The organism is Streptomyces sp. NPDC015532, from assembly GCF_043078065.1.
In the GTDB taxonomy this organism is placed as follows: Bacteria; Actinomycetota; Actinomycetes; order Streptomycetales; family Streptomycetaceae; genus Streptomyces.
The window spans coordinates 307,331-313,499 of record NZ_JBIBSY010000012.1 but is presented as its reverse complement, the minus strand read 5'-3'; the positions used below and the strand labels follow the sequence as shown (position 1 = coordinate 313,499).

Here is a 6,169-nt window from a genome sequence, read left to right as displayed (position 1 = left end):
TGGCCGTCGCGGCCGAGAAGAACTCCACCCTCGTCCTGCCCTTCCCGGTCGAACTGCTGCGCTTCCTGGAACGGGCCCAGTCGGGACAGCAGCCGGTGGTGACGGAACCGCAGCGGGCGCGGCAGCCGAAAGCGCCGCCCGTGGCGGAGCAGCCGTCGGCCGAGCCCGTCGAACCTCCCGCCGCGCCGGACCGGATCAACGGGGTGCCGGAGGCTCTCGGCCTTCCGGAGGCGTTCGCGGACACGGACGGGCCCGGGATCCCGGACACGTTCGGGATCCCGGGTGAGCCCAGGGTGCCCGTCGAGCCGGAGGGGCCCGAGGATTCCGGCAGTCCTGACGACTCCGGGACCGTCGACACGTACGGGAACGACGCGGACCGGTCCACGGCCGCGGCACAGCGCGCGGAGCCGGAGGCACCCGCGGGATAGTCCCGCGCGGACGGCGGGGACTCGGCCTCGGGGACTCGGCCTCGGGGGCTCGCTGTCCCCCGCCGGATAATCGCGTGCCCGCCCCGCGGCCCGCCGCTAGTGTGGGCGCCATGAAGCGTGCCGCAGCGAAGACGACGACGCCGGAGAGTGTCCCGGCGCGCTGACCGCTGATGTGAGTCGAAGCCCCGGGGCGAGTGCCCCGGGGCTTCGCCGTGTGGTCGCTCGCCCTCCCCGAGCGAGGAGACCGCCATGAACGACCACCGCCGGCTCGGCCGCGAACTCGGCCTGTTCGACACCGACCCCCTGATGGGCGCCGGCCTTCCGTACTGGCTGCCGGACGGCGCCACCGTGCGGTACGCCCTGGAGGAGTACGTCCGCGACGCCGAGCGGCGGGCCGGCTACCGGCACGTGTACTCGCCGGTGCTGGGCAAGAGGGAGCTGTACGAGATCTCGGGGCACTGGTCGCACTACGGCGACGACATGTTCCCTCCGATGGAACTCGGCGGAGAACAACTGCTGTTGCGACCGAGCCTGTGCCCCCACCACGCGCTGATCTACCGGTCCCGCCCGCACAGCTACCGCGAACTCCCGCTGCGCATGGCTGAGTTGGGTGGCATGTACCGTGCCGAGCTGTCGGGCGTGCTGGGCGGCCTGACCCGGGTGCGCGCCATCCAGCTCAATGACGCCCACATCTTCTGCACCCCGGACCAGGTCGCCGAAGAGGCCTCCGCGGCGCTCGGGTTGATCCGCGCCGCGTACGACGCGATGGGTATCGAGGCGGCCCGCTACCGGCTCTCGCTGCCTGGCCCGGGAGGGAAGTACGTCGCCGACCCGGAGCTGTGGCGCAGATCGGCCGCGCTGCTGCGCGAGGTCCTGGACGGATCCGGCGTGGCGTACGAGGCCGTCGAGGGCGAGGCCGCGTTCTACGGGCCCAAGATCGACGTCCAGATCACCGACCCGGCGGGCCGCGAGTCCACCCTCTCCACCGTTCAGATCGACTTCCACCAGCCCGAACGCTTCGATCTGCGCTACATCGGCGCCGACGGCGCGAAACACCGGCCGGTCATGGTGCACCGCAGCGTGATCGGCAGCCTGGAACGGGCGGTCGCCCATCTCATCGAGGTGCACGGCGGGGCCTTCCCCGCCTGGCTCGCGCCCACCCAGGTGGTGGTCCTGCCCGTGTCCGGGGCGGAGACCGAGGAGGCGGCCGGGCTCGTACGCCGCTGCCGCGAGCAGGGGATCCGCGCCGAACTCGCCGCCCCCGACGAGGGCAGTCTGGGGGCCCGCGTACGTGCCGCCCGTCTGGTCCCGTACCAGGCGGTGATCGGTCCCCGGGAGGCGGCCGCCGGTCTGATCGCCCTGCGCCTGCGCGACGGGCGCCGTCTCGATCCCCGGCCGGCCGACGAGATCCTGCACCGCGTCGGGCGGCAGATCGGATCACGCGCCGCCGACCTGCTCGACAGCGCCGACCGGGACACCCCGGCCCGGCGGAGCGACCGGAGCGGCTGAGCCGGTCGGGGCATCCCCGCGCCCGCTCGCTCCTCATAAGGTGGGGGCATGAGCGACGACCACCGCACGACCGGAGCGGACGGACCGGGCGAGGACGCCCGCGACGCCCTCGGCACGGCGGGGCAGGGCGGGCCGCCTTACGCGGAGTGCGTGCTGTGCCGTGAACCGACCGAGTACCCGGAGTCGTACAGGGGGATCACGCTGTGCCCCGTGTGCGCCTGGCAGGAGGCACAGCGCACCGCGTGTTCGGGCTGACCGGCGCGGGCACCGGACGGGCGGCACCGCGACGGGACCGTCCGTCCGGAACGGATCTTCCGCCTGGCAGACTGGGGGCGTGAGCAGCGACGACCCGACCCCCGCCGACGACAGTCCGTTCCGCGACGAGCCCACCGTGCGCGACACGGCACCGCAGTTCGTGCTGCCGCTGGTCGTGCACATCGAGAAGGCCGCTCCCCCGGCGCGCACCGACGCGCTGGAGACCGCCGCCCGCGCCGTGCTGACCATCCTGAGCGACGAGCGGTCCCTCGGGGACGGCGTCTGGGCGCAGGCGATGCGGGACTGGCAGGACGCCCGGATCCGCAAGGTCGTGCGGCGGGCACGCGGAGCCGAGTGGCGGCGGGCCGAGGCCCTGCCCGGCATCACCGTGACGGGGCGGTCCGCGGAGGTACGGGTCTTCCCGCCGGTACCGCTGGACGGCTGGCCCAAGGACCTGGCACGGCTCCAGGTGTCCGGTACGGATCTCGACGATCCGGAGCCGCCGGCACCGGCCGATCCGGCGGCGCCCGTGCTGTGGCTGAACCCGGAACTCGACATGTCGGCCGGCAAGACGATGGCGCAGACGGGCCATGGCGCCCAACTGGCCTGGTGGGAGCTGTCGGAGAAGGAGCGGATCGCCTGGCGCGAGGCGGGCTTCGCCCTCTCGGTGCGCACGGCCGATCCGGCCCGCTGGAGTGAACTCAGCACTTCCGAGCGGCCGTTGGTCCGTGACGCGGGGTTCACGGAGATCGCTCCCGGGCTGACGGTCGCGGTCGAGGGGCACGATCGTGTCGGCGCCCTGCCGAAAAGCGTTCCGGACGCGGCGGTCTGACCCCGGCCCCTACTTCGCCAGCGTGGTGGCGAGTTCCGCCGTGACCCGGACGAGTTCGGTGTCCGGCTCGGCGAGCAGGTGCTGGAGGGTGCCTCGGTGGGCGCGCACGGCCTGGCGGGCCTCGCGCTCCCAGCCCACCCAGTTCTCCCGGCGGTTGAGGAGTTTGGGGTAGGCGGCGGCCGTGCGTTCCCACTGCCGGGCGTCCGCGATGTCCCTCAGGAGCTGGATTATCTGAACGCGGCAGGTGACCTGGGGGAGTTCGGCGAGTTCCCAGAGGAAGGGGACGGTGGCGGCCGTCGCCTGCTCCACGACGAATCCGAACTGGCAGATTCGTTCCCTCAGGTCCTGGAGGGCTGCCCTGGCCGTCGCCGCGTCACCCCAGGCGACGGTGTTGAGGAGGAAGGGGATGGCTTCCGCCGACCCCTTGGAGTCCTTGATCTCGTCCCACGGCACGCGTTCCAGGTTCCCGAGTGGTGTTGCCATTTCCGCTCCCTCCGAAGGCGTCGGACAGTGACAGGTGCGCGGGCGGGCCGAGGGCCCGTCCCGGACGATCACGCTCCCCGGGGAGCGGCTGAGCCGGCGTCAGTACACGGCTCTGGTAACGAGGTTGACGCCACGGCTATTATCCACGCTGACAGCGTCTTCGTGCAATTGCACGAGAAATTGCATGAAGCCGGAGAGAGGCATGGGCCACGTGGGGTCCGGCCGGGGCCCACGACCGGGCGGCCGGGCGGGCACGCCTGGTGGAACGTCAGCAAGGAGAGTGCGTTGGTGCCATCAGTGCCGAACGGAGTGCGGGCCAGCTCGCTGGGCGCCTCCTGGATCAAGAGCAGGCACAGCAATGCCGAAGGCAACTGCGTCGAGGTGGCCACCCTCGGCGACGGCGGTATCGCGGTACGCAACTCCCGCGACCCCGACGGTCCGGCCCTCGTCTACACCCCCGCGGAGCTGGCCGCGTTCCTGGCCGGCGCGAAGGACGGGGAGTTCGACCACCTGCTCTGATTCACGGCGTCCGATGCTCCGAACTCCGTTGAAACGGAACGATAGTTGTCCACTTCTGTCTCCCCCTGCGGCAGAGTCCGGGGCAGTGCGATAATTTGGGCTGTCTTCTGCCGGTCGACTGGGAGTCAGGATGTCCGTCGAGTCACCCCGCGTCTCCCGCCTCGAACCGTATCTGAGCCGGGAGGAGCCCGCCCCCACTCTGCTCAAGATGCTGGTCGGCGTTCAGCTGGCCGGCGCCCGCGAGGACGCGGGGCTGTCCCAGGAACAGGCCGCGCGCTCCCTGGGGTTCAGCGCGGCGAAGCTGTCGCGCATAGAGGCGGGCAAGGGCCGTCGGCCGCCGACGGAGGGCGACGTCCGCGCGCTGCTGGAGCTGTACAAGACCGAGGACTATCAGGTGTCGGTCCTGCTCAGACTGCTCAAGCGGGCGGGCGAGCCGGGGTGGTGGCAGCGTTACGACAAGCGGCTGATGCCCGAGTGGTTCGACCGGCTGGTCGGACTCCAGGAGGCGGCCACCACCATCCGCACCTTCGAGATCCAGTACGTTCCGGGCCTGTTGCAGACCCCCGAGTACACCCAGGCCGTGGTGGAGCGCGGGCTGCCGACGGCGCCCGCCGCCGAGGTGCAGCGCCGGGTGGAGTTGCGCATGCGCCGGCGGGAGCTGCTGAACCGGGCGGACGCCCCTCAGCTGTGGGCCGTCGTCGACGAGTCCGTACTGCTGCGTGTTCTGGGCAGCCGTGAGGTGATGCGCGCTCAGCTGGAGCACCTCGTCGAGATGGCCCAGCGCCCCCATGTGGTCGTGCAGATCGTGCCGTTGGACGTCACCAACGCCTCGGCTCCGGCCATCCCCGTCACCTATCTGCGCTTCGGCGGCGTCGAACTGCCCGACATCGTCTATCTGGAGCACATCAGGAGCGCCAACTTCCTGGAGGACCGCGACGAGACGGAGGAGTACCGGGTGGTACTGGACCGGCTCGCCGACGAGGCCCTCAGCCCTCGCGCGTCCCTGGCGCTGCTGCGCAGCACGGTGGAACAGCGGTACAGCGCCTCGCACTGACGAGGCCTGACGTCGGGCCCCGGACCCCGGCCGCTGCCGGGCGGGTCCCGCCCAGCCCCCGACGGGCAGGCCCCGCCCGCACCCGCGAGCGGGTCCCGCCGCACAGGCACCGGGAGGTCCGAAGGACCTGAGCTAGCGGATCCGCCCGACCCCGCCGAACTCGATCCACTCCTGCGTGAGCTGGCGCGGCACGACATCGGTGTCCGGGCGCCAGGTGGACACCTCGACCAGTCCGGGTTCGAGGACGTCCATGCCGTCGAAGAACTCCGCCACGTCCTTCTCCTGGCGGACCCGGCCCCAGTGCCCCTGCGTCGCGGTGTCCATGAAACCGGTGACGAATTCGCGGACCTCGGCGTCCTCGCTGACCAGTTGGCACATCACCATGAAGCTGCCGGGCGCCAGCCGTTCGGCGACGCGGCGGATCACGGGGAGGGGCCCGTCGGTCTCGCTGTCCGGGATGCAGTGGAACACCGAGTTGAACAGCACGGCCACCGGCTGCGAGAGATCGATCAGCCGCCGGGTGTCGGGGTGGGCGAAGATCTCCTCCGTCTGCCGCAGGTCGGCGTGGATGACGGCGGTCCGCTCGTTCTGGTCCAGCAGGGCCCGGCCGTGCACCAGCACCATCGGATCACTGTCGACGTAGACCACCCGGGAGTTCTCGTCCACCGCCTGGGCCACCTGGTGCACGTTGTTCTGGGTCGGCAGACCGGATCCGTGGTCGAGGAACTGCCTGATCCCGTAGCCGTCCGCCAGCGTCCGGACCACCCGCTGGAGAAAGCGCCGGTTGTTCAGGGCGAGCGCGCGGGTGCTGGGCACGACCTTGTCCAGCTCTTCGCAGGCCGCCCGGTCGGCGGCGTAGTTGTCCTTGCCGCCGAGGTAGTGGTCGTACATGCGCGCGGCCGTGGGCACCGTGGCATCGATCGACGTGGTCAGCTGCTCGCCAGGCTGCATCGTTCCCCCAGATCAGTGTCGGCCGGCCTGACCGGCCCGACCGGCAATACATCTTAGGGAAACGGAAGTTGACGTTGCCAGCCCCCGAACGAAGGATGCGGGAGGGCTTTCAGGCCAATTGGTGCCCCCTCGATCACC

Annotated in this window: 7 protein-coding genes and 1 pseudogene; 6 read left to right on the top strand and 2 right to left on the bottom strand. The window is 71.3% G+C overall.

The window, feature by feature from the left end; genetic code table 11:
- From ACF07B_RS30860 to ACF07B_RS30845, 4 genes and pseudogenes are all read left to right on the top strand, one after another.
- Positions 1–428 (top strand): annotated as a pseudogene (locus ACF07B_RS30860) (membrane protease subunit); the annotation flags it as partial.
- A gap of 249 nt (positions 429–677) precedes the next feature.
- Positions 678–1,937, top strand: a complete 1,260-nt coding sequence (gene thrS, locus ACF07B_RS30855) for a threonine--tRNA ligase (protein WP_392181373.1) — start codon at positions 678–680, stop codon at positions 1,935–1,937.
- A 48-nt stretch (positions 1,938–1,985) separates the two neighbouring features.
- Positions 1,986–2,192, top strand: a complete 207-nt coding sequence (locus tag ACF07B_RS30850) for a hypothetical protein (protein WP_392181372.1) — start codon at positions 1,986–1,988, stop codon at positions 2,190–2,192.
- Between the two features lie 79 nt (positions 2,193–2,271).
- Positions 2,272–3,024 (top strand): peptidyl-tRNA hydrolase, encoded by a 753-nt coding sequence (locus ACF07B_RS30845; protein WP_392181371.1) that lies wholly within the window; start codon positions 2,272–2,274, stop codon positions 3,022–3,024.
- Positions 3,025–3,033: 9 nt separating this feature from the next.
- On the opposite strand, the gene ACF07B_RS30840 is transcribed toward ACF07B_RS30845, so the two are convergent.
- A complete protein-coding gene (locus ACF07B_RS30840) occupies positions 3,034–3,507 on the bottom strand; it encodes a hypothetical protein (RefSeq protein ID WP_362405125.1) in 474 nt (157 codons plus the stop codon).
- A 288-nt stretch (positions 3,508–3,795) separates the two neighbouring features.
- Here ACF07B_RS30840 and ACF07B_RS30835 point away from each other — a divergent pair, with 288 nt between their 5' ends.
- Together ACF07B_RS30835 and ACF07B_RS30830 are read left to right on the top strand one after the other, a co-directional pair.
- Entirely contained in the window at positions 3,796–4,026 is a 231-nt protein-coding gene (locus ACF07B_RS30835) for a DUF397 domain-containing protein (RefSeq protein ID WP_369482364.1), read from the top strand.
- Positions 4,027–4,156: 130 nt separating this feature from the next.
- On the top strand, positions 4,157–5,080 hold the full coding sequence (locus ACF07B_RS30830) for a helix-turn-helix transcriptional regulator (RefSeq protein ID WP_362405119.1): 924 nt from the start codon (positions 4,157–4,159) through the stop codon (positions 5,078–5,080).
- 132 nt (positions 5,081–5,212) lie between these two features.
- Here ACF07B_RS30830 and ACF07B_RS30825 read toward each other — a convergent pair whose 3' ends face one another.
- A complete protein-coding gene (locus ACF07B_RS30825) occupies positions 5,213–6,031 on the bottom strand; it encodes an SAM-dependent methyltransferase (RefSeq protein WP_369482365.1) in 819 nt (272 codons plus the stop codon).
- Between the last annotated feature and the right edge of the window lie 138 nt (positions 6,032–6,169).

Bases quoted from the DNA above. Each gene is read 5' to 3' on its own strand.
- ACF07B_RS30840 (WP_362405125.1), bottom strand. From the start codon at position 3,507: ATGGCAACACCACTCGGGAACCTGGAACGCGTGCCGTGGGACGAGATC.
- ACF07B_RS30830 (WP_362405119.1), top strand. From the start codon at position 4,157: ATGTCCGTCGAGTCACCCCGCGTCTCCCGCCTCGAACCGTATCTGAGC.
- thrS (WP_392181373.1), top strand. From the start codon at position 678: ATGAACGACCACCGCCGGCTCGGCCGCGAACTCGGCCTGTTCGACACC.
- ACF07B_RS30825 (WP_369482365.1), bottom strand. From the start codon at position 6,031: ATGCAGCCTGGCGAGCAGCTGACCACGTCGATCGATGCCACGGTGCCC.
- ACF07B_RS30850 (WP_392181372.1), top strand. From the start codon at position 1,986: ATGAGCGACGACCACCGCACGACCGGAGCGGACGGACCGGGCGAGGAC.